Consider the following 22,110-nt stretch of genomic DNA (forward strand, 5'->3'; position numbering starts at 1 on the left):
CGTCATCATACTAATCGTATGAAGTAATCTTTAAATCTTTAAAGAAGCCTTGTGTCCCAATGTCCACAAAAAGACCAATCGAACCGCTTGTTTTTGCGCCTAATATTAAATTATCTACAACAAGAGTCGGTATGTCTCCACCATTCACATAAAAAGTTGCTGTCTGATCTTCAATAACAGCTTTTAATGTAATCCATTCATCCAGACCTATATCCGCCGAAGATTCAAACGCTGTAATTCCTCGATCTCTAAAATATTCAAAGGTGTAATCAGGATAAGAAAAATATTGTGTTCCTCTATTTTTTCTAATGGGATCATTCACTCTCCCATTTGTTGGTCTGATATAAAATGATTCAAATGATGAATCGTCCTCACTAATTCGAAAAGCAATTCCAATGAATCCTCTTGCGAAGTCAGGTGCATCTGGTAACAATCTACTTAGAACTTTTACTTCTATTATTCCGTTGTGAAATGAACTATCGACTACTTTACAATAAGTATTCTCATCAAATTCCATTATCTTTTCACTTTTTATCACCTGTAAAACTTGTTCGCCTTCAAAATCTACTAATTTAGAAGTAGTATGAACGGACGTAAATTCAAATAATTCTATACTCATTAGTCTCTTCTCCTCACTGAATATGGTTTAACCTAATACTAAGTTATTAAACTCAATTTGAGAAGTAGGTACAAAAATGTACCTATGATTTATAGTTGAGACTTGTAATACTTGCCCCATTGCCTCATCGTTTCAATAACTGGAAGAAACGACTCTCCTAGTGCTGTTAATTGATACTCAACATGAGGTGGTACTTTTTTTAACTCTATCCTGTTCACAAGACCATCATCTATCATTGAACTTAAACTTTCAGTTAAAACCTTTTGAGATACACCTGCCAAAGAGCGTTTAAGTTGTGACGTTCTTTTAGAACCTGAAATAAGCTCTCTAATTATTAATAGTTTCCATTTACTTCCAACTAATTGCACGGTAGTTGCAACGTCACATAAAGGCATTTCTTCTTTTTTTATCATTAGATTTCCTTTCACTTACTCTTTTTAATTAAATAATCTCTATTATACCTCATCTTTTGTAACTACCTAATCAACCTCATTACGTTACATTTACTATCTTCTTTTTTTAAACAACAATAATATTTAAGAATTATTATTAATTCTGCTATATTAAATTATGAAAAAGTATTATAGTTATCTTAATGTATTCTATAATTAAACACTACAAGGAGTGAAGTCTGTGTCAATTTATGAAAAATTTGTTCAAAACGAACGTTTAAGACGTTTTTTTGTCTTAGCTGTTGTTATTTTTATTTTATTTTTAGCTAGAAGTATGATTACGATGATTCTATTAACGTTTATTTTTACATTTTTAGCGCTTCATTTCGTAAAATTTGTTCAACGCTTTTTAAAAATCCCCTCCCTCCTACTCGTTTTAGGAACCTATGCGTTGATTGTTTTTCTGGTTTATCTTGCGATTACAAAATATGTACCTGTTCTCCTTCATCAAACGAGTCAAATGTATAATTCTGTCGTTCATTTCTATCAAAATCCAGGAGATGATCATAATCAACTTTTAGTAATAATTGATGATTACTTAGAAAAATCCAATTTAATGTCGCAAATTCAAAACGGTGCCAGTATTATTCTTCGTTATATTCAAGACATTGGTTCTATCGGACTTTCCTTTGTTCTTTCATTCATCCTAAGTTTCTTTTTTATGATTGAGAAAAAACAGATGGCAGAGTTTTCTAAGTTATTTTTAAAAAGTGACTTTGACTGGTTCTTTCAAGATATTTATTTTTTCGCAGATAAATTTGTAAATACCTTTGGTGTTGTGATGGAGGCACAATTTTTTATTGCGGTTGTAAACACTGGGATCACCACAATCTGTTTGGCCTTGATTGGCTTTCATCAATTGCCAAGTTTAGCGATCATGATTTTTATTTTGAGTTTGATACCAGTTGCGGGTGTAATCGTATCCTGTATTCCACTTAGCTTTATTGCCTATTCTGAAGGTGGAATCAATGACGTTATTTATATTTTAGCGGTCATTTTAATCGTTCATTTATTTGAATCTTATGTATTGAATCCTAAATTTATGTCTAGTAAAACAGACTTGCCAATTTTTTATACATTCGTCATTTTACTGATCAGTGAACGCCTATTCGGTGTGTGGGGACTGATTGTTGGTATCCCGATTTTTACATTCTTTTTGGATATTTTAAAAGTCAAACCGATTCACTCAGTTACTGAAAAACACGCTAATACCTCAGAAATAGAATAAAAAAAGTGAGCGTTTGGATTTAGTCCAAACGTTCACTTTTTTGTGGTTGTGGCTGTTTTCGTATTTGGAAAATCAGTCAGGCAGCAAAGACTAATTGATTTCGGACCAAATAACTAAATCTTGATAGCTACCTGTTCCAATAAACCTAATACACGGCCATATATAAGGAATATTACTCAATTCCTTTGCTCCCTTTGAAGCTAAAAACTAGTCTCTTTCTATCGGAAGAAAAGCTAGCTGAACCACCTTTTTCAACCCTTGCTATTTATTCTAAAATAAATTCCTTTGTCAATTTTACTTTATCACTGAATAATTTCGTTGCCTCAACAGATATTGGTGTTGTCATATCAGTTAATTTATAGGGTACTTTTAAATTCAATGTTGCACCTGGTTGAATCTCTGTCATTGAATCAACATAACCAGATTCTGTCATAATCGCTAACTGTAACGCTACGCCATTTTGAAAGGCTTTTGTTGTGATCGACGTTAAAAACATTGCATTTTTATCGCTATTATTTGTAAATTCATAATCGATCACACCGACATCTTCTCCATTGTAATCTTTTGCCAAAGTCAATTCTTTAATTACAACATGATAATCACCTAAATCACCCGCATCTGTCTCAGCTGGCGTTTCAGGTTCCGATTTCTTCACGACTTTGCTGGTCGTTGTCTCTTTTTTATCCTTTGAGTCTTCTTTAGAATCAGACCCCATATTCACTAGAACCCCACCTACTACAAGAACACCTACTCCGATTAAAACCATTTTCTTCACGTTCATTTTGTTGTCTCCTTTGTTATTTAGTCCGTTGATACATCTTGTATATTACCTAATAAACAAAAAAGAATCTTATGCATTTTGCATACTCTGATAACAAAAGACTTATCCCATCATACGAATCCAAAATATCCGTGACAGAATAAGTCTTATTGATTAATTGATTTGTTTATATATATACGAATTGAGTTCTAAACCTGCTTTCGTGATGACCACCCAGAATAAAAACAATACCCCATACCCTATATAACGATAACGTTTATTGTCAGATGAAAATAACGGTAATTTTCTTTGATAATCTAAAAAATTAGTAAATAAGAGCATTGGTATGATGAAAATAAAAAGATAGTCCACAAATTCACTAATTTTCAAACTTCTAGTTGGTTGACCGAAGACATTTCCAACTATCGACACAAACAACATAGTATAGAAAAAGAGTGCAACTACTCGTTTCCATATTTTTTCCGTTCGAAAGCCTGGAATAAACTTTTTAAAAAAAAGACTAATACTATCTAGGACACGTCTACCTCTCGTAACAACCTGATTCACGTATGTATTTGTACCCCATCTGTTTGTAAATGGTCTGGCATTCATCGTAATGTTGACTGGTCTTTTTTTTGACGTACTAATTTGGCGTTTGTTTTGTTTTGCAGCAGTTCGTTGCTTTGACAGTTGTTGTCTAAGTGCTAGATGCATTTCCAACGCGGTTTGATAGCGTTCAGTCGGCTCTAGTTTTGTTGCTTTTTTGATGATTCCTCTCAATATAAGATCTTCTGTTAAATGTTTTTTTGGGTACTCTTTTACTGAACAAATATTCATTACAACCCCTAATGAGTACAAATCACTCCGTTCATCAGACTCTGCAAAGCCAAATTGCTCTGGTGAAGCAAACCCCATTGTGCCTAACTGAACTGTATCACTCTCTTTCTCCCCATCAACCGTACGAACGGCATCGAAATCAATGAGCTTTACAGTTTCTTCATTCGTTATCATGATATTCCCAGGTTTTACATCTCGATGGACTAATCCTTTCTTATGCAAAGCCCCCAAGGCCTCTAAAACAGCCATTGCTATCGTTACTATTTTTTCTGTTTCTAATCGTTCAGACGACTGGATCACTTCAGTCAGTGTTTTTCCCTGAACAAACTCTTCATACAACCATAATTTTCCATCTTGAATAATACACTCTTGAATTTTAGGTAAGTGAGCATGTTTGATTGTTTTCAGTGTAGTTAGATGCTCTTCTAAATATAACGGATAGCATTTTTTCACAAACAATTCTTTGGTGTCGATTTTTTGAACAAGCATTGGTCCATTTATTTTATCTGTTAACGGGTTGATTTCTTTATAAAAAAGAGCTGGCTCACTATTGATGTTTTCCATGATTACACTCCATTGTTTTGATTTACTTTTTAATTATAGCAAATAAATAGTTGTAATAGAATTTATCTTTGTTAAAATCAGAGTATAAAGAATAAAATAATTTAGTTTACTATAGGGGATAAATAATATGCAAGAGAAAGACACAGACAAATTATTACACTCGCTAAAACAAGCTGAAGATTTTCAAACGATTTTTTCTGAAACTCGCCAGTATGCCATTGATCAAAAGCTAAAGAACTATTTAGCTTACTGGTTGCGTGAGAAAGAACTTTCAAAAAGTGCGGTATTAAAAAAAGCGGGTATTGCCGAAGCTACTGGCTACCAATACTTTGATGGAAAGCGAAATCCCTCCAGAGAAAAAGTTATCGCCTTGACGATTGGCTTAGGACTATCCCTAGAAGAGACAAACGAGTTACTGAAAAAAACAAGCTATGCCCAGCTTTACCCTAAACATCCTTGGGACTCTGTAGTGATTTATGGTATCTCACATGATTTATCTATTTCTGAAATCGATGATTATCTATACAATGAAGAACTTAAAACATTTGGTGAATAATTGACTTTTATCTATTATTCTTTTTCTTTCTTTTTGCTGATGATCGTTACTAAAAATGATAATAACGGTAAAATGTAACAAAATACGGCATATGGTAAATAATTGATTGTTGCAATTCCTAAAGTTCCTGAGATAAAAACGCCACTGACGCCCCAAGGAATCAAAGGATTTACAACCGATCCAGCATCATTCAATCCTCTAGATAATAGTGACAATGGAACCTTTTTTTCTTTAAATTTATTGATAAATGATTTTCCAGGTAAAATAATTGAAAGATATTGCTCCCCGATCAATACATTTACTCCAATTGAACTCATCATTGTAATAAAAATCAATTTTTGACGAGAATTGATCAAGGTTTCAAAACGCTGTAGTAAACAATCGATAATTTCCATTTTTACTAATAATCCGCCTAATGCCAAAGCTAAAATAATCAAAGATACTGACCACATCATACTTTGGATGCCGCCTCTAGAAAGCAATTCGTCTACTTGTGTATTCCCAGTCTGAGAAACAAACCCATTTTGGATCATATCGGCTGTATCTATCAACGAAAAGTGAGCATTAGTGAAAAACATCAACATTAAAGAAGTGCAAATACTCAATAGCAATGTAGGAATCGCTGGAATTTTTTTCCATGCACAAATAAATAGAATCGCTAATGGTATTAACTCAACAAACGAAATTGTAAAATTACGATTTAGCGTCTTGACGATATCATGAATACTGCTACTATCTAACGCACCGTCATACTGCAATCCCATAACTAAAAAATAGCCAAATGAAAGAAGCGCTGCTGGAATTGCCGTTTTATATGTATTTTTTAAATGCTCAAATAAATCAACTTCTGAAATTGCTGCTGCTAAATTTACTGTATCAGAAAGTGGGGATATCGAATTGCCTAAAAAAGCACCAGACACAATCGCCCCTGTTGTCAATGCAGGATCAACCCCAATCAGACTGCCCATTCCTAAAAATGCAATCCCGATCGTCGAAATCGTGGTAAAAGAGCTACCTACAGCACCCCCTACAATTCCACAAACAACAAAAACAGTTGGAACAAAAAATTTTACTGACAAAAAAGAAAAACCCAAAACCATGATTGTTGGTATCGTTCCTGCTGCAATCCAAACACTGATCAATGCACCGATCAAAATAAAAATCAACATTGGTATAATACCAGAAGAAACCCCATCTATCAGAGCATCATGGATGAAATCCCAAGAAAACTTTTTATACACCGCAAACAAAAGTAAATAACCAATCGCAACCAATATAGCAACATGAGCTGGAATTCCAAGCCCAATAATACTCGTTCCAATCATCAACAATAATGTTATTAATAAGAAAACAGCTTCATTAAAATTTACTTGATATTTTTTCATACATGTTCCTCACACTTCTAATAGAGAGTCCTTTTAAACGTTTGCCTCTCTAGTTTTATTTTTTTCATAGAAAAGCTGCGGCTATGGTAAAGCAAGATAATCGCTTTACCACACCCACAGTGATCAATGACAGTCATTTAAAAGTTGTTATTATTTAGGAATCTTGTATCCGCCATAATGTTTCCCTTTTCTTTTAAATTTATCTGCAGTGATCACATACCTTTCTTATTCATTTATTCAGCATAGATTGCTTCTAATTTTTCTTGAATCGCTTGTTTGATTTTTTCTGCATAATCATCAAAAACTTCTTTGTCATTCATGTATGGAGACATTCCAGCAGCACGTAAAATTGTTACTTTATCTGCACGTTCCCACTCAGCTCTTGAAAAACCTAAGCTATTAACAAATTCAAATGGACTGTGTCCATATTCTTCAATAGCAAAATCTGTATGTGAAGTGATGAATTCGTTGTTATATAATCCGCCTTTTGCATAAGATGCATAGTCGTAAAAATCATGATTTAATTTATTCATTTTCACAAGATCTGTGTTCCCTTTTTCGTTGAATACATAATCCACCATGTTAAAATCAGGTTTTGTTAAAGCATGAATTTCGATTGTTTTGTCGCCAACTTTAAATTCTAATCCATCGATAAAGTGATAGAAATGATATGCCCCTTCAATACTTGCGCCCATTAATTTACCATAACCTGTTACGTTTAATGGCAATACTTTGTGTGCAGTCCAAACAGCAGCAGCAGTTGCACCCGCTTTAGAACCTTCAAGAATGTACGCACCTAACAATGCAGGAATATCTGCTCCTTTTTCAAATACATAAGTCGCAAAATAAGAAATCACGTCACGCATACGAATATCTTTGATCACGACACCACCAGCTGAATAAGGGATGTAGCCCATTTTATGTGGATCGATCGTTACGGATTCAGCTTGTTCGATGGCTTTGAAAGAGTCGTAGACTTCTCTTGTCAACCAATCATTTTTTTCTTGGAAGATGTTATGTTTAGCATAAACTTCTTCGATTTTATCCCATTCGATAAATTGATCATTTTCATCTAAGAAGATTGAACGGCCATAACCACCATACGCTGCATCAACGTGTACATAGAAGTAAATACCTTCTTTTGCCAATTTATCACGCAATGCAATGATTTGATCGATACGGTCAACTTGACCTTCTTCTGTTGAACCAACAACACCAACCACTCCAAGGGTAGGAACACCTTGGGCTGCCAAGTCACGAATTTGAGCTTCTAATTTATCAATATCCATGCGATATTCGCTGTTTACTTCACCAGCAATTACTTGATCCAAACCGATTCCAATAATATCAGCTGCTTTTAACCATGAATAATGTTTTGTTTGCGGTACGATCCATTTACCTAATTTATCTAAGTTTTTACCACTACGAGCTGATTGTGCTTTAATTTCATCAAATTGGTCTTGTACTTTGTCTAAAATGTCTAAAACTTCTGTTGTTGACATGTTTAATAATTCCCAATCTGTTTTTCCTTCAACCATTTCTGGTACAACTGCTTTGATAGCAAATGGTAAAGATTTCATATTGCGGGCATACCATAGACCTTCTAAGTTCGCGATTGATCCATCGGCTGCGATGTGACCCCAACCATTTTTATAGCCCATCAATGTTGCAAATTCTAATCCAACTTCTTCTTCCATTTGTGATGTTGCTGGTGATGATTCGTATGCTACGTTATTGCCGTTCCAAAGCATTGCAGTTGTATAGGCAATAATTGATGGCATTAATGTTTCGGCGTTCATATGGCCCCAGAAACGACCTGCTGAGTGCCATGGAAGTGATTCTGTACGTAAACGTGAAGATAACACATTGAAAACACTTCTCATATTGTCAGCTGTTTCTTGGAAACTCTTAGAACTTCTATCTTGTGGTGTAATAACGGGTAAATCTTGTGGCATGTAGTTTTGTCTCCAACCAACATGCTCATCGATCATTTTGTTTAATAATTCTTTGAATAAATCAACGTTTTCACCTTTGTCACCTATAAATAATGCTTTTAAATTCGTATCATCTGTATTGAAATTTTTCATGATAGTTTCCTCCAATAATTTCATAATTCGTCATGTTAAAAAACACACGTTTATCGTTTTTTCTTATTTATCGTTTTTCTTCCATTCAGGTTTCTTATTCTTATATATGATCAAAGCAATTCCAATCATAATCACAGTTGCTGCCACTTGATAAATAACATAAGCAATGTGTCCACTTTGTGGAACTGAAGTTGGTGGGATCAAGCTGACTAAGATTGTAATAATAACACTCACAATTGCTAGTCCAGAAACAAACCACATCAAACCATTTCCTTTGCTGCCTAATCTAAATGGACGTTCAACACTCGGCATGCTATAACGTAATTTAATCGCTGAAAGTGAAATCAACAGATACACTACACAATAGAGAATTGTTGTTGTGATCGTAATAATCAAGAATGCTGCACTAATATCTGGAACTACTACGTATAGGAATGAAACAAGTGAAATAACAATGGCTTGGATCATTACAAAAACGATTGGAATTCCTTTTGCATTACGTTTTTGGAAGAATGGTGGTAAGTTCCCTTCTTCTGCTACTTTAATCATTGATTTACTTGGACCTAACACCCAAGCACTTAATTGAACAAGTACACCGATTAAGATCATCAAGGAAATAATGTTATTGAAAATCGCTGGGATTCCAAGATCTTGTGTCATGATCACGAATGGTTGCGTGATATTGGCAAGTTCCATTTTTCCAGCAGGTACACTATCTGCTACACTTAAACCAGCTGCTAAGTTGAAAACAACTAATAACAAAACAGAGGCAATAACAGCGATCGGATAATTCCGTTTTGGATTGTCAATATTGTTTGCATGAACAGAAGAAATTTCAACTCCTGCAAAAATGAAGATGATCCCTGTTAAAGTTGGCAAACTACCTAAATCACTAAAATCAGGTAATAACTTGCTTGCTTCAAAATGACCTAAATAACTATCTTGGTTGATTCCGTGTTTTGCCATGTACATCATGCCTAAAACAACTAGTGCAACGAAAGGAATATAAACACCGATCACAGCACCCCAGTCACCAGCAATTTTTACCATATCAAATTTCAAATTAAGTAATGTAATGCCCCAATACGAAATCAATATCATAATAAAAATAAATAAATTGTTGTGTCCAAGGTCTGGACGGTTGATAACATATCCAAGTAATACACCGACAGTTGATGCAACCATAACCATTCCGAAAAACATTTGTACCCATAATAACCATGAAGTAACAAAGCCCCATTTTTCACCAAAAGCATTACGTACCCAAACTTGAGGTCCGCCTTCTTCTGGCCAACCAGTTGATAGTTCAGCTGAAATCAACGCAATTGGTAAAGCAAAACAACAAGCTGCAATCAACATATAAAATATTTGTGCCCATCCTGTTGATGCTAACGTTGGAACACTACGAACCGTTCCAAAAAAGGCCATGGTAATTCCAATTAATCCAAATAATGATAATTTCTTATTCATGTTTATATTTGACCTCCTGATTTAATTTTATTTTTGTTTCCCACATGTGAAATCACTCCCAAAGTATAGGTAGCTTTAGGCCTCAAGTCAAAAAGAGGACTATTAAAAAAAAAGAGCATTATTTCACATTTTTATACTCTATTCAGCGCATTAACGCTTTAGCGCGCTAAAGTGTTAATGCGTAAAAAATAACATAAAACAGCTTTTTGTAAGAGAGCTATTTATAATTGTCAGAAATGATATCGAACTTTTACTCGGTTCAAAAAACCTAGATTAAATCAAAGTACTCGTAAATGAGAATTGACTCATTTAAAAATAATAAAAGAAAAAAAGAAGTATTTGACAAGTTGGCATATTTGTCGTAGAATTGCTACAAAATAACATATCAAACTTTAATAAAGCGAAGTAACAAGAATGTCCCTATTTCAGAGAGTCAACGTTCAGTGAGAGTTGGCATATACATTTTTTGTGAATTACACTTTTAGTTTCCTACCGTAAGTAGGCGTCTATCTACGATACAGATTTGAGAGGTATATGATGTTCATATACAATTTGGGTGGTAACACGGCGAAGTTCGTCCCATAGGCTAATAGCCTATGGGACGTTTTTTATTTTATTTAGGAAAGGAAGAAGAAACATGACAAACATTATTGATGAACTAGAATGGCGTGGCGCCATCAACCAACAAACAGATAGCGAAGGTTTACGTGAATACGTTGAAACTGAGAGCATTTCACTATATTGTGGTGTTGATCCGACAGGAGACAGCATGCATATTGGGCATTTGATTCCTTTTATGATGCTAAAAAGATTCCAAGCATTTGGACACCATCCATTTATTTTGATCGGTGGCGCAACAGGGACAATCGGAGATCCAAGTGGACGAACGACAGAACGTCAATTACAAACAATGGAGACTGTTCAGCATAACGTTGATTCTTTAACAAGACAAATGGAAAAATTATTTGCAGTAGACACAGACAACACATTAACATTAGTAAATAATTACGATTGGACACATAACCTGACTCTTTTAGACTTTTTAAGAGATTTCGGTAAATTCTTCAATATCAATACAATGCTTGCTAAAGATATCGTTGCAAGTCGTTTAGAAACAGGCATTTCATTTACAGAATTTACGTACCAAATCCTACAATCAATGGACTTTTTACATCTATTCCAAAACAACAATGTCCGCATGCAAATTGGTGGTGCCGATCAATGGGGCAATATCACAGCTGGTTTAGACTTGATTCGCAAAAAAGAAGGCGCTGATGCAAAAGCCTTTGGTCTAACGATTCCATTAATGCTAAAAGCAGACGGAACAAAGTTTGGGAAAACAGCTGGCGGAGCCGTTTGGCTTGATCCAGAAAAAACAACGCCTTACGAATTCTACCAATTCTGGGTTAACCAAGATGATCGTGATGTAATCAAATACTTGAAATTCTTTACTTTCTTAACAAAAGAAGAAATCGATGCACTAGAAGTCAAAGTAGAAACTGAACCGCATTTACGTGAAGCACAACGTGTATTAGCGGCTGAAATGACAAAATTTGTGCATAGCGAAGAAGATTTAAACGATGCACTAGCAATCTCAGAAGCACTATTTTCTGGTAACGTAAAAAATCTAACATCAAAACAAATTGAAGAAGGATTCAAAAATATGCCGACTATTGAAACAGAAACGCTTGATCAAAACCTTGTAGATTGGTTGATTGAATTAGACATTGAGCCTTCAAAACGCCAAGCTAGAGAAGATATTACAAATGGCGCAATTTCAATCAATGGTGACCGTATCAAAGAGCTAGACTTTGTTGTTACAGCAGAAAACAGCTTTGACGGAAAATTCATTATTGTCCGTAAAGGTAAAAAACAATACACTTTAGTAAAACTAACGTCTAAATAAAAGAGTTTATTTTTAAAGGTGAAGCAAAACTAATTTTCAGTTTTGCTTCACCTTTTTATGTAGTGTTCCTCCTTTCACTAGTCAATTTACTGGACAAAATAGAAAAAAGTTTTATAATAAAAAATGCTTGCTGGAATGTATAAAAAGTTGCCATGTAACCCATTGATACCAATATGGTATCTAATTTTACCGGCTAGCTATTCGGAAAAAAATACAATAGGTTTACGGAAAAGAACGCCCCTTTCAGTTTTTTATTTTTCTATCAAAGCTAGACGAGCCTGCACATTTTCAAAACTATCTGGCTGAGCGAGCTCTTGCTTTGAAACACAGTGAATAATATAAACTGATGTTGAAAAGTACAAAGTGTAGCGAAGCAGAACGTTGTTACCAATTATTATCTAGCTATGTGGATTAGCCTTTCGGGGAAAAGATAAAAATGGAGTGAGACAAAAAACGTCTCAATCAATTTTTCCTATTTTCCCGTCAAGCCTAAACGAGTCCGCTTCGCTTTTGCTGAGAATCACAGTGAAAAAATTGAACTGATGATGAACAGTACAAGACTTTCGTAAGAAAGTGTTGATCATTCGTATTATCTAGCTGCACAAATCAATCCTTAGGAAAATAGATAAATTGTCAGTGAAACAAAGAACGTTTCACTAACAATTTCCTAATTTTCTATAAAATTAAACGATTTGTTCCGCTTTTAAAATTAGGAGGAACTTATGAAAATCGACAAGATACAGGATGGCCACGGTGATGAGTTTTTCCGTTCTCTATTAGCTTTAGAAACATTAGAAGATTGCTACAATTACTTTGATGATTTGATGACTCTCAAAGAACTAGATTCTATGATCCAACGATTCGAAGTCGCAAAGTTGCTTGTATTGAATAAAACGTACAGTGATATTTCTGAAGCTACGGGAAGTAGCACGACAACAATTTCCAGAGTAAAACGAATTTTAGATGAAGGTAACGGTGGATTGCTTGAGATGGTCCATAGAATCGATGAACAAGATGATAGAGAACTTCATCGCTAAAATAGAAGAAACCTATTAAACAACTAGAACTTCAAAAGTTAGCAGATACGTGCCAACTTTTGAGGTTCTTTTTGGATAGATTATTTATTGATTTTCATTACTGTTCTATAATATGCAAATAACTATTATAAAACTTTTCTAAGAGACACTTACTACTAACAAGAAGAGAAAATCAAAACAGTTCGTTTTTTTATGCATCTAATGTGGCTGATTACGCTAATCGGTTGATTGCAAGATATGTTATTGGCTATCTTTAAATTAACGATTTTAGGGGCATTTTTATCTCTTCTTCTATTCGAAGGTGGGCGTTCTAGATATCTTATACAGTATCTACCTACTATTTACATTTTATCTGCCCATGGGCTCTATTTTCAATTCTCTAGGAGGAATACAGACAAGTAAGAAAAGCCTTTATCAGCTTATTTAAAATGACTGGATAAACGATCTTTTTACTTGAGACAAAAACAAAAGACCGAGCTTGGCTAGCTCGGTCTTTCTTTGTGTGACAAATATGCTATTTAAATATGAATTGGCAAACCTAAAGCCAATTCAGAAGCATCCATAGTAATTTCCCCTAAAGATGGGTGTGGATGGATCGTTAATGCAATATCTTCAGCATTCATGCCAGATTCAACTGCTAATGATAATTCAGAAATCATATCACTTGCGCCAACTCCGCCGATTTGTGCTCCGATAATCACATTGTCTTCGTTTGTTGTTACCAAACGTACGAATCCTTCAGTTTTACCTAAAGAAATAGCACGGCCGTTACCAGCGAATGGGAATTTGTAAGCTGTTGCTTCTAATCCCGCTTCTTTAGCTTCAGCAATTGTCATACCAACACTTGCTAATTCAGGATCAGTGAAGGCTACAGCAGGCATTGCTTTGTAGTCTACTTCTACTTTTTTACCAGAAATTGCTTCAGCAGCAATTTTTGCTTCGTAGCTTGCTTTATGAGCAAGAGCAGCACCTGGTACGATATCCCCAATAGCGAAGATGTTTGATACGTTTGTTCTACCTTGTTTGTCCACTTGAACTAAACCACGTTCGCCAACTTCAACACCTGCTTGTTCTAAACCAAGATCATCTGTGTTTGGACGACGTCCAACAGTTACCATTACATAGTCAGCAGTTACTGATTCTTCTTTGCCGTCTACTTCATATTTAACTGTTACGCTGTCGCCGTTGTCGATTGCTTCTTTAGCCATTGCTTTGGTTACAACTGTTACATTTTTCTTCTTGAAGTCGTCTGTAACTAGTTTAACCATGTCTTTTTCATAAGTTGGTAAGATTGAAGGGCTACCTTCTAAAATTGTTACTTCTGAACCTAGGTTAGCGTATGCTCCACCTAATTCTGCACCGATAACACCGCCACCGATGATCACAAATTTCTTAGGTACTTCTTTCAAGTTCAAACCACCAGTAGAATCTAAGACACGTCCACCAAATTTAAATCCTGGGATTTCGATTGGGCGAGAACCTGTTGCTACGATTGCATTATTGAATGAGTAAGTTTGCGCTGAATCTGGATGGATCACACGTAATGTGTTTTCATCAACGAAGAACGCTTCTCCTTCAATAATTTCGATTTTATGTTTTTTAAGAAGGAAACCAACACCACTTGTCAACGTATTAACAACTTTGTTGTCTTTCCATTCTTGTGTTTTTGTAAAGTCTAACTCAACATCTTTAGCTGTTACACCAAACATAGTTGAATCTAGTGATTCTTGATAGTGATGTCCAGCTGCAATCAATGCTTTAGAAGGAATACATCCAACATTTAAACATACACCGCCGATAAACTCACGTTCAATAATCGCAACTTTTTGACCCATTTCAGCAGCACGAATCGCTGCAACGTATCCTCCAGGGCCTGAACCAATTACGACTGTATCTAATTCAATGGCGAAATCTCCTACTACCATGTGATAATCATCCTTCCATTAATAATAATTCTGGATCAGCTAATAAACGCTTGATGTTGTTCATTGCTTTTTGAGCAGTTGCGCCATCAACGATACGGTGGTCAAAACTCATTGAAAGTTTCATAACACGTCCAACAACGATTTCACCGTCTGCATTTACAACTGGTTGAGTAGCGATTGTACCAACACCTAAAATTGCAACTTCAGGGTAGTTGATAACTGGTGTGAACCAGCCGCCACCAACTGAACCAATATTACTGATTGTGATAGAACCGTCACGCATATCCGCTCCAGTTAATTTGCCTTCGATTGCAAGAGCTGCTTTTTCGTTGATTTCATCAGCGATTGCAAACATGCTCTTAGTATTAGCATTTTTAACGTTTGGTACATATAAACCATGATCAGTATCTGTTGCGATACCAATGTTATAGTAGTTTTTATAAACGATTTCTTGTGCTGCATCGTCAATTGATGCATTCAAGATTGGGAATTTTTGAACTGTTGCAGTTAATGCTTTCACAACGTATGGTAAGAATGTTAATTTCGTACCGTTTGCTGCTGCAACATCTTTAAATTTCTTACGGTGATCCCATAATTTAGACACTTCAACTTCATCATGTAACGTAACATGTGGAGCAGTATGTTTACTGTTCACCATTGCTTTCGCAATTGCTTTACGAGTTGGTGTCATTTTTTCGCGTGTTTCAGCTTCACCTAAGTCAGAAACGAATGGTTTAGCTGGTGCTTTTGGTGCTGCTGTTTCAGTTGTAGCTGTTGCTTGTGAAGCCGATGCAGTTTGTTCAGCTTGTGCTGGCGCTGCTGCTTGTCCGCCACCTGAAATAAAGCTTTCGATATCAGATTTCGTTACACGTCCACCTTTTCCAGTTGGTGCAACTTGTGTGATATCTACATCTTTTTCACGAGCAAATTGACGTACTGATGGCATAGCCAACACACGTTTGTTTGGATCAGCCGCTGCTACAACGCCTGTTGATGCCGCTGCAGCTGGTGCTGCTTGTTCTGTTTGAGCAGGTGCACTTGCTGCTGGAGCAGACGCGCTTGGTGCAGAATTATGTCCAGGTGCATCGATTTCGATCAATACATCTCCAACATTTGCTACTGTACCTTCTGGAACAACGATGTTTTTAACTGTTCCTGTAACTGGTGAAGGGATTTCTTCAACAGATTTATCGTTTTGAACTTCCAATAAAGTATCATCTTCGTTGATTGTATCGCCTGATTTAACGAACCATTTTACGATTTCGCCTTCTGCAATACCTTCACCGATATCTGGTAATTTAAATTGGAATACACCGCCGCCGTTGTCAGCTGCTGGCGATTCTGGAGTCGCTGCTGGTTGAGCAGGCGTTTGTTCTTGAGCTGGAGCTGCTGGTGCAGCGTCATTTTCAGGATGTCCAGGTGCATCGATTTCAATCAATACATCTCCAACATTTGCTACAGTGCCTTCTGGTACTACGATAGATTTAACTGTTCCTGTAACGGGAGATGGGATCTCTTCTACAGATTTATCGTTTTGAACTTCTAATAATGTATCATCTTCATTGATGGTATCTCCTGCTTTAACGAACCATTTTACGATTTCGCCTTCTGCAATACCTTCACCAATATCTGGTAATTTAAATTGATAAGCCATTTTTTAAGCCTTCCCTTCCTTTATCGTATCTGTCTAACTAGTCATTTACTGAAAATAACAGCGCTAAATTTCCACGTGATAACTTATCACGTGAAAATCAAGGCATATTTTTAAAGTAAATTTTATTTAGTTTCTAATTAAAATTCTGCGATTTCTCTAGCTTTCGCTTCGATATCTTTAGCATTTGGCAACCAAATGTTTTCTGCTTGTCCAAATGGGAAGATTGTATCTGGAGCAGATACACGGCCAATTGGCGCTTCTAATGATAATACTGCACGTTCAGAAATTTCAGAAACAACCATAGCACCAACGCCAGCTTGTTTTTGTGCTTCTTGAACAACCACTACGCGACCAGTTTTTTCAACTGATTTAATGATTGTTTCAACATCTAAAGGAGCGACAGTACGTAAGTCAATGATTTCAACAGAAATATTGTCTTTTGCTAAATTGTCAGCGGCTTTGATTGCTTCACGAACCATTGCACCGTAAGTAATGATAGAAACATCAGTACCTTCGCGGGTAACAGCTGCTTTATCCAAAGGCACTTCATATGCTTCTTCAGGCACTTCTTCACGGAATGAACGGTAAAGTTTCATGTGCTCTAGGTAGACAACAGGGTCATTGCTTCTGATTGCAGAAATCAATAGTCCTTTTGCATCATATGGATTTGATGGGATAACTACACGGATACCAGGAGATTGAGCAATCAATCCTTCTAAGTTATCTGAGTGAAGTTCTGGTGTATGCACACCACCACCAAATGGCGCACGAACAGTAATAGGCATATTACGTGTTCCACCCATACGGTAACGAGTACGAGCCATTTGACCTACGATTTCGTCAAAGACTTCAAATACGAATCCAAAGAATTGGATTTCAGGAACTGGACGGTAACCTTCTAATGCTAAACCAAAAGCCAAACCACCGATTCCAGATTCTGCTAAAGGAGTATCGAAGACACGGTCTTCGCCAAATTTTTCTTGTAAGCCTTCTGTTGCACGGAAAACTCCGCCGTTTTTACCAACGTCTTCACCGAAGACCAAGACGTTTTCGTCTTTCTCTATTTCAAGAGCTAAGGCATCTGTAATTGCTTGGATCATTGTTTTTTGTGCCATGATTATTTCGACTCCTTCGCTTCGTAGAATGCAATTTGTTCTTTAATGTTTTGAGGTTGAACTTCAAACATATTTTTCAAGAAATCAGATACTTTTTGTTTTGGAACTTTATCTGCTTCTGCAATTGCTACTTTGATTTCTTCTTTAGTTTTTTCGATTACTTCGTTTTCTTTTTCTTCAGACCATAAACCTTTGTCTTCTAGATATTTACGGAAACGAACTAGTGGATCTTTTTGTACCCATTCGTCATCCATATCTTTTGAACGGTAACGAGTTGGATCATCACCTGATAATGTATGTGGACCATAACGGTAAGTTAATGTTTCAATTAAAACAGGACCATTTCCATTTGCAGACCATTCACGAGCTTCTTTAGCAATCGCATATACTGCTAATGGATCCATACCGTCAACGACGATTCCTGGAATTCCTGCTGCTACAGCTTTTTGTGCTAATGTTTTAGCAGCTGTTTGTTTTTCACGAGGTGTTGAAATCGCAAAACCATTGTTTTGGATGATGAACACGCCGTTTGCATGATATGCTCCTGCAAAGTTGATTGCTTCATAGAAATCACCTTGTGAAGAACCGCCATCACCTGTATAAGTGAAGACAACGTTTTTCTTGCCACGTTTTTTCATTCCTAAAGCAACTCCTGCTGCTTGGATGTATTGCGCACCAATGATGATTTGTGGTGGTAGAGCATTTAATTCTGGCGCATAGTGGTTACCCGCTACGTGGCCACGAGACCATAAAAATGCTTCTGTTAATGGTAAGCCGTGTTGAACTAATTGAGGTACATCACGGTAACCTGGTAATAGGTAATCTTCTTTTTCCATCGCAAATTGACTTGCTAATTGACTTGCTTCTTGTCCAGCAGTTGGTGCGAAGAAGCCTAGACGACCTTGACGGTTTAACGCAGTTGAACGTTGGTCTAATACACGTGACCAAACCATACGAGTCATTAATTCTACTAATTCGTCATCTGATAAATCTGGTACAGCGTCTTTGTTTACGATTTTCCCATCTTTATCTAAAATTTGAAATGTTGGGAAATCAGCGTCGACTTTTTCCATAAGTGCTTTAAAGTCAATAGGTTTTTGTTTCTTTGCCTTTGCCATTTTGTCACACAATCCTCTCTGTTACGTTTCTTTTTTTCGAAAAAAGTAAAACAGTATCAAAAACTGTATCACTTTTTATCGACTACACTTACAAATTATCACTAAATTGATAAAAGAGCAAGTAAAAAGTTATCATTTCTTTAAATTTCATTAAAATACCTAAAACCTTTATTATCAAAGGTTAGTGATTAAAATCACAAACAAGAAACCGTTTTACAAAAAGCCTTCCTAGTCATATCTTTTGACATTTAGCTGTTATAGTCATGTCTATCATTGTTATGCTACAGAAAATTCAGAAGTCAGAAATTATTTGCTAAAAAACGAACAGACTTTTTTTACACATAAAAAAAGAACAAAGACAAAATAATCGTACTTTTGTCTTTGTTCAATAAAAAACCGAATATTAAAAACTGAAAAATATCTTTTCTCTCTCTTTTACGAATAACAAACTGAATCATGAACAAATTTTTCGTTATTTAAGCTTTAAAAAATTATTTGGGCGTAATAGAACAAAGTCCTTATTTCTTAAAATGAACCATTTATTAAATCCAAAATTGATTTATTTATAACTTAGATCCACTCTTTCGTAATATGAATATATAATCGTTTTGCAACTTCTACTGTGATCAAATATAGTACAATGATCAAAATGAACCAACCCCAATAATTAGCTGGAAGTTTCACAAAGTCGAAAACCTCACGAATTGGTGTCAAGACAATCAATAACCCTAACCCAACTGCTCCTAAACTGGAAAGAATCACGGCAGGCGATGCAATACTTTGAATAAATGGTAATTTTCTAGTTCGAACCATTTGAACAACTAATGTTTGGCTCACTAAGCCAACGACAAACCACCCTGTTTGGAATAGGTGCTGACTGCCAACCGTATTTGCACTGAACACAAACCACATCACTAGATAGGTCATAATATCAAAGATACTACTTACAGGCCCAATGCATAAGGTGAACTTCATCAAGCCATTTGTTTCCCAGCGTACAGGTTTCAATAAATCTTCTTCATCAACATTATCCCAAGGAATAGCCAATTGGGCGATATCATAAATCAAATTTTGAATCAATAGTTGAATCGAAAGCATTGGTAAAAATGGTAAAAAGGCACTAGCGACCAAGATTGAGAAAACATTCCCAAAGTTTGAACTGATGGTGATTTTAATATATTTCATCATATTCGTGAAAACCTTCCGGCCTTCAATGACACCATCTTCCAAAACATTTAAACTTTTTTCTAATAGAATGATTGAGCTTGCGTCTTTTGTAATATCGGCCGCTGTATCTACAGAAATTCCAACATCCGCTTTGCGAAGAGCCGGTGCATCATTGATCCCATCTCCCATGAAACCGACTGTATGCCCGTTTCCTTGTAGGGTTTCAATGATTCGAGATTTTTGCATAGGATTCAATTTAGCAAATAAGTTCGTTTTTTCAACTTCTTCTTTCATTTGCTCATCTGACATGTTATCGATATCCGAACCAAGTACAACATGCGACACTTCGATCCCTACATCACTACAGACCTTTTTCGCCACAATATCGTTATCACCTGTCAGAACTTTTACATTAACCCCGTGTTCGTGTAATGACTTGATTGCTGTGATTGCTGATTTTTTGGCAGGATCTAAAAAGCCCATAAACCCAATCAATGTCATTCCTTGCTCATCTTCCACGCTATAAATCGCTTCATCATGCACATCTTTTTTTACTGCAACGGCCAATGCCCGCATGCCTTGTTCGTTCATACGAATATTGACTTCACGCATTCGTTTTTGTAATTCAGGTGTTAATGGCACAACTTCTCCATTGATTTCAGCATGCGTACATACTGCTTCCATCTCTTCAACTGCACCTTTAGTAATCATAAATTGATGTCCGTCTGCATTGACAACCACTGTTAGACGGCGACGAGAAAAATCAAACGGGATTTCGTCTAATTTTGTCACTGAGTGATACGGACTTTGATTTTTATTTTCCTCATAGAAATTGATTACCGCAATATCCATTAAGTTTTTCCAGCCCGTTTGATAATGTGAGTTTAAAAAGGCCATATCTAACACTTGATTATTGATTTCACCTAAAGGATCCAAGTGTTGTACTAAGACAACTCTGTCTTCTGTGATCGTTCCTGTTTTATCGGTACAAAGAATATCCATACTACCTAAATTTTGAATAGATGGTAATTCTTTCACGATAACTTTATGTTTGGATAAGCTTAATGCGCCTTTCGCTAAATTACTCGTTACGATCATTGGCAACATTTCAGGTGTTAAGCCCACAGCTACTGCAATTGCGAAGAAAAATGCTTCGCCCCATTCACCTTTTGTAATGCCATTGATCAAAAAGACGATTGGAAACAGGATCATCACCATTCTTAATAAAAATTTACTCACTTTTGTCAAGCCAATATCAAAAGACGTCTTCCCACGCTGTGTTGTCGCATTCTTTGCAATATCGCCGAAAAATGTATGTTGACCTGTTTTCAGAATAATTGCCTTACCTTGTCCACTTAATACGTCAGTTCCCATAAAAATCAAGTCCTGCATATCCAAAGCGGAAACGGATTCTGAGTTTTTATCAATCCCAGCATCAACAAATTTTTCGACTGGCATGGATTCACCTGTTAAAGACGATTGGTTGATAAAAAGATCCTTTGTCCAAATCAACACAGCATCAGCTGGAATCATGTCTCCTGTCGCAAGTGTTACGATATCTCCAGGCACCACTTCATCCATTGGGATCTCTTTTGTCTGACCAGCACGCGTCACCGCTGTTGTATTTTCTATAAGTTCTTTTAAGTTCAAACTCGCTTTTTGGGAACGATATTCTTGAATAAAGGCAATAATAACACTCGCTAAAATCATGATTCCCATTACAAGTGCTGCTTCAAAATCTTTTGTTGCAGCTGAAACGACCATCAATAAAGCTAATACATAAACAAATGGATCTTTAAATGCTTCTAAAAACATAATAATTGCTGGAGTTGGTTTCTGCGCAGATACTTCATTTGGTCCATATTCTTCTAAACGATTTTTGGCATCTTCTTCAGATAGTCCTTTTTCTGATGTACGTAGTTCCATCATCAATTCACGTTCAGAAAGCATTGCTAGTTTTCTTAATTCTTGATCTTTAGTAGTTTTTGCTATTTTTTTGTTCATCATTTTCTTTTCCTCCTTGTGCTTCATCTTATGTTAGAAGGAGAAAAGAAATATTATTTCAATTCCATCGTTTCTAAGATGAAGGGTACATTTACTTTATTACTCCTCTGACTGGGGTCTTCCATGTGACTCTTCCTCTCTTTTGTTTAGTTTGGAACGATGGACTTTTCTGTTAGGCAGGTGTCTCGCTATTCCGAATGCTGTTCCTTGTACTGTTTTTACAATT

At 36.0% G+C, this 22,110-nt stretch carries 16 protein-coding genes and 1 other annotated feature; of the genes, 4 read left to right on the plus strand and 12 right to left on the minus strand.

Translation table 11 applies throughout. The features are described 5' to 3' along the window. Positions 1-10: 10 nt before the first annotated feature. Entirely contained in the window at positions 11-619 is a 609-nt protein-coding gene (locus I586_RS03845; RefSeq protein WP_010764481.1) for a hypothetical protein, read from the minus strand. Positions 620-708: 89 nt separating this feature from the next. Further along, a complete protein-coding gene (locus I586_RS03850) occupies positions 709-1,032 on the minus strand; it encodes a winged helix-turn-helix transcriptional regulator (RefSeq protein WP_010764480.1) in 324 nt (107 codons plus the stop codon). A gap of 220 nt (positions 1,033-1,252) precedes the next feature. Here I586_RS03850 and I586_RS03855 point away from each other — a divergent pair, with 220 nt between their 5' ends. Further along, positions 1,253-2,299 carry an AI-2E family transporter gene (locus tag I586_RS03855; protein WP_010764479.1) on the plus strand — a complete coding sequence of 349 codons (1,047 nt, stop codon included), beginning with the start codon at positions 1,253-1,255 and terminating at the stop codon, positions 2,297-2,299. Between the two features lie 265 nt (positions 2,300-2,564). Here I586_RS03855 and I586_RS03860 read toward each other — a convergent pair whose 3' ends face one another. Both I586_RS03860 and I586_RS16890 read right to left on the minus strand, forming a co-directional pair. Further along, positions 2,565-3,080 (minus strand): DUF5067 domain-containing protein, encoded by a 516-nt coding sequence (locus tag I586_RS03860; RefSeq protein WP_010764478.1) that lies wholly within the window; start codon positions 3,078-3,080, stop codon positions 2,565-2,567. 153 nt (positions 3,081-3,233) lie between these two features. Beyond that, a complete protein-coding gene (locus tag I586_RS16890; RefSeq protein WP_010764477.1) occupies positions 3,234-4,460 on the minus strand; it encodes a serine/threonine protein kinase in 1,227 nt (408 codons plus the stop codon). Positions 4,461-4,587: 127 nt separating this feature from the next. Between I586_RS16890 and I586_RS03870 the strand changes: the two genes are divergently transcribed. Next, a complete protein-coding gene (locus I586_RS03870) occupies positions 4,588-5,016 on the plus strand; it encodes a helix-turn-helix domain-containing protein (RefSeq protein WP_010764476.1) in 429 nt (142 codons plus the stop codon). 14 nt (positions 5,017-5,030) lie between these two features. On the opposite strand, the gene nhaC is transcribed toward I586_RS03870, so the two are convergent. From nhaC to tyrP, 3 genes are all read right to left on the minus strand, one after another. After that, positions 5,031-6,401 (minus strand): Na+/H+ antiporter NhaC, encoded by a 1,371-nt coding sequence (gene nhaC / locus I586_RS03875; RefSeq protein ID WP_010764475.1) that lies wholly within the window; start codon positions 6,399-6,401, stop codon positions 5,031-5,033. Between the two features lie 233 nt (positions 6,402-6,634). Then, positions 6,635-8,488 (minus strand): tyrosine decarboxylase, encoded by a 1,854-nt coding sequence (gene tdc, locus I586_RS03880; RefSeq protein ID WP_010764474.1) that lies wholly within the window; start codon positions 8,486-8,488, stop codon positions 6,635-6,637. A 63-nt stretch (positions 8,489-8,551) separates the two neighbouring features. Continuing rightward, positions 8,552-9,958 (minus strand): tyrosine-tyramine antiporter, encoded by a 1,407-nt coding sequence (gene tyrP / locus I586_RS03885; protein WP_010764473.1) that lies wholly within the window; start codon positions 9,956-9,958, stop codon positions 8,552-8,554. A gap of 383 nt (positions 9,959-10,341) precedes the next feature. Next, positions 10,342-10,543: a binding site (T-box leader), on the plus strand. A 52-nt stretch (positions 10,544-10,595) separates the two neighbouring features. Here tyrP and tyrS point away from each other — a divergent pair. Both tyrS and I586_RS03895 read left to right on the plus strand, forming a co-directional pair. Beyond that, on the plus strand, positions 10,596-11,864 hold the full coding sequence (gene tyrS, locus I586_RS03890) for a tyrosine--tRNA ligase (protein ID WP_010764472.1): 1,269 nt from the start codon (positions 10,596-10,598) through the stop codon (positions 11,862-11,864). A 722-nt stretch (positions 11,865-12,586) separates the two neighbouring features. Beyond that, positions 12,587-12,901: a YerC/YecD family TrpR-related protein gene (locus tag I586_RS03895; protein ID WP_010764471.1), complete on the plus strand. Its 315-nt coding sequence runs from the start codon at positions 12,587-12,589 to the stop codon at positions 12,899-12,901. A gap of 518 nt (positions 12,902-13,419) precedes the next feature. On the opposite strand, the gene lpdA is transcribed toward I586_RS03895, so the two are convergent. The 5 genes from lpdA to mgtA form a co-directional block, all read right to left on the minus strand. Further along, positions 13,420-14,826 carry a dihydrolipoyl dehydrogenase gene (gene lpdA, locus I586_RS03900; protein ID WP_010764470.1) on the minus strand — a complete coding sequence of 469 codons (1,407 nt, stop codon included), beginning with the start codon at positions 14,824-14,826 and terminating at the stop codon, positions 13,420-13,422. A 7-nt stretch (positions 14,827-14,833) separates the two neighbouring features. Beyond that, entirely contained in the window at positions 14,834-16,480 is a 1,647-nt protein-coding gene (locus tag I586_RS03905) for a dihydrolipoyllysine-residue acetyltransferase (protein WP_010764469.1), read from the minus strand. A gap of 137 nt (positions 16,481-16,617) precedes the next feature. After that, a complete protein-coding gene (locus I586_RS03910) occupies positions 16,618-17,595 on the minus strand; it encodes an alpha-ketoacid dehydrogenase subunit beta (protein ID WP_010764468.1) in 978 nt (325 codons plus the stop codon). A gap of 2 nt (positions 17,596-17,597) precedes the next feature. Beyond that, positions 17,598-18,713, minus strand: a complete 1,116-nt coding sequence (gene pdhA / locus I586_RS03915) for a pyruvate dehydrogenase (acetyl-transferring) E1 component subunit alpha (protein WP_010764467.1) — start codon at positions 18,711-18,713, stop codon at positions 17,598-17,600. Positions 18,714-19,283: 570 nt separating this feature from the next. After that, complete coding sequence (gene mgtA, locus I586_RS03920; RefSeq protein WP_081630791.1) at positions 19,284-21,911, minus strand: magnesium-translocating P-type ATPase; 2,628 nt, start codon at positions 21,909-21,911, stop codon at positions 19,284-19,286. Between the last annotated feature and the right edge of the window lie 199 nt (positions 21,912-22,110).

Origin of the sequence: Enterococcus moraviensis ATCC BAA-383, from assembly GCF_000407445.1 — a bacterium.
GTDB classification, from domain to species: domain Bacteria; phylum Bacillota; class Bacilli; order Lactobacillales; family Enterococcaceae; genus Enterococcus_L; species Enterococcus_L moraviensis.

Bases quoted from the DNA above. Each gene is read 5' to 3' on its own strand.
- I586_RS03845 (WP_010764481.1), bottom strand. From the start codon at position 619: ATGAGTATAGAATTATTTGAATTTACGTCCGTTCATACTACTTCTAAA.
- I586_RS03850 (WP_010764480.1), bottom strand. From the start codon at position 1,032: ATGATAAAAAAAGAAGAAATGCCTTTATGTGACGTTGCAACTACCGTG.
- I586_RS03860 (WP_010764478.1), bottom strand. From the start codon at position 3,080: ATGAACGTGAAGAAAATGGTTTTAATCGGAGTAGGTGTTCTTGTAGTA.
- I586_RS16890 (WP_010764477.1), bottom strand. From the start codon at position 4,460: ATGGAAAACATCAATAGTGAGCCAGCTCTTTTTTATAAAGAAATCAAC.
- I586_RS03870 (WP_010764476.1), top strand. From the start codon at position 4,588: ATGCAAGAGAAAGACACAGACAAATTATTACACTCGCTAAAACAAGCT.
- nhaC (WP_010764475.1), bottom strand. From the start codon at position 6,401: ATGAAAAAATATCAAGTAAATTTTAATGAAGCTGTTTTCTTATTAATA.
- tdc (WP_010764474.1), bottom strand. From the start codon at position 8,488: ATGAAAAATTTCAATACAGATGATACGAATTTAAAAGCATTATTTATA.
- tyrP (WP_010764473.1), bottom strand. From the start codon at position 9,958: ATGAATAAGAAATTATCATTATTTGGATTAATTGGAATTACCATGGCC.
- tyrS (WP_010764472.1), top strand. From the start codon at position 10,596: ATGACAAACATTATTGATGAACTAGAATGGCGTGGCGCCATCAACCAA.
- I586_RS03895 (WP_010764471.1), top strand. From the start codon at position 12,587: ATGAAAATCGACAAGATACAGGATGGCCACGGTGATGAGTTTTTCCGT.
- lpdA (WP_010764470.1), bottom strand. From the start codon at position 14,826: ATGGTAGTAGGAGATTTCGCCATTGAATTAGATACAGTCGTAATTGGT.
- I586_RS03905 (WP_010764469.1), bottom strand. From the start codon at position 16,480: ATGGCTTATCAATTTAAATTACCAGATATTGGTGAAGGTATTGCAGAA.
- I586_RS03910 (WP_010764468.1), bottom strand. From the start codon at position 17,595: ATGGCACAAAAAACAATGATCCAAGCAATTACAGATGCCTTAGCTCTT.
- pdhA (WP_010764467.1), bottom strand. From the start codon at position 18,713: ATGGCAAAGGCAAAGAAACAAAAACCTATTGACTTTAAAGCACTTATG.
- mgtA (WP_081630791.1), bottom strand. From the start codon at position 21,911: ATGAAGCACAAGGAGGAAAAGAAAATGATGAACAAAAAAATAGCAAAA.